The 1,793-nt window shown below is 52.3% G+C and carries 1 protein-coding gene; it reads right to left on the reverse strand.

Going from position 1 to position 1,793, the window contains the following annotated elements; genetic code table 11:
* Nucleotides 1-89: 89 nt before the first annotated feature.
* Nucleotides 90-1,793 (reverse strand): HEAT repeat domain-containing protein (locus GX135_06135; GenBank protein NLN85665.1); only part of this gene is annotated, 1,704 nt, incomplete at its 5' end.

Below are 1,793 nucleotides of genomic sequence, written 5' to 3' on the forward strand. Positions count from 1 at the left end.
GTGATAGAGGTCAAAACTTTCCAGCAAAGCTTCCGGCTCCGCGAGCCGCAACTCCCGCAGATATTTTTGAAAAATGTCTCTTTCCACGCTCATTCAGAATTTTCCAAAGGTAGTTGGCGCAGAAGGGATTGAACCAAAAAAGAGCGGTCTTTACGCATTTTTTCCAGAGTTTCACGGGCGCTGGGGTGGGTTATTTGTTTTAATGAACGCGCAGCCAGATAGCGGAACCGCTCGCTGGGATGGAAGATGTATGCGCTCAAAAGTTCCACGCTGCGGGCGCTATCGACACCTGCCAACACAGAAATGCAGGTCGTTTCATACTTTTTCTGGGCTAAAAGGCGCTGAACCGGCTCCACCAAAAGGCTGTCGCCCACACCGGCAATGAGGGAAAGAGCGTTTTTCGCTGCCAGGCTGTCCGGCAAATCGATTGCCTTGTACAGCTCAGCGCGAAAGGCTTGGGAACTTTTTGTCAAGGCTTCCAGAGCGCGAAATTGCAGGGCGGAGGAGGTGTTGAGTTTGTTTTCCAGGATGTAGACAATGGCTTCATCTTCGCGGGCAATCAGGATTTCGCGGGCTTTGCGAACCCGCTGTACGGCGGAGCCAACTTCCCACTCTGCGGCTGCGGCAAAGATCTCTTCAATGCTGTCATTTTCATCCGGCAAAGGCTCCGCTTCTGCCAGTTCTTCAATCGCGGTTTTTTCAACTGGATTTAAATCGATATCACGGCCAATACCATAGGTTCCCTGCTGCCAGGTTTTGTTGTTGGCTTTGAGACTGTCTGGATAACTGTCTTCGCCGCCGGCATCCAGGAAAAGCCCGATTCCGCCTGCGCTGCGCACAAAGTTCGCGCTGCCATAGCTTTGAGGATTTTGGCGCTCATAGCGGTCGTTTCCGCTGCGGTCAACAAAGATGCCGACAGAGTTTGTGAGCCCCAAGCCATTTCCGCCTTCGATGGAATAGGCATCATTTCCACCGCCATCGAATAAAATGCCCAAACCCCAGTCGTGACCAGCACCCTGGCCTGGTCCGTGACGGCTGTAATAGGCATCGTCGCCTTCGTGATCCACCAAAAATCCGCAGGCGAGGTGGATTCCGGAGCCCTGGGGATAGTAAATTGCGTTGTAAACATCATTGCCACTGCGATCTATGAGCGCGCCGGTGGCATACCAGTAGCCCGAACCCTGAGCGTAAACTCCACCCAGATAGTGGTCGTTTCCGGCGCCATCATAAAGCAAGCCCAATCCACCGGCAAGGTGGGGACGCAGACCCATTCCCATGCCCTGTCCCAGGGTGATAAAATCCAGCGGCATAAGGGGTTCATGATAGTATTTGCCACCCAGGCTATAGTTGTCCGCACCTTCCAAATCAATCAAAACTCCGGCGCCCAAAGTGCTGCCCAAACCTTGGGCGGAGACGCTGGCTTGATAGTTGTCGTTGCCACTGTGGTCGATTAGGGCGGAAATTCCAAACATCGCCGCACCTTGGGAAAAAAGTCCACTTTGATAGATATCGTCACCGCGCTTGTCTTGATGCAGGTTTATGCCCATGAAAGCGGAAAAAGAAAAATCACCCGTGCGGTAAAGATCGTCCCCATCGAGGTCGTAGGAAAAGCCGATGCCAAAAGAGCTGTGAAATGCCGATGCAGGCTGGGTAAATTCATAGAGATCGTTTCCAGCCATATCGATCAAGAGGCTGAAATCCTGGGAAAAAACCAGTCCATCCTCATAGGTATCATTTCCGGCAGGATCCAGCAAAAAGCAGATGGGTTCATTCTCATGGCCTTTGAGCGGATA

The sequence above is a fragment of the Candidatus Cloacimonadota bacterium genome (assembly GCA_012522635.1).
Lineage (GTDB): Bacteria > Cloacimonadota > Cloacimonadia > Cloacimonadales > Cloacimonadaceae > Syntrophosphaera.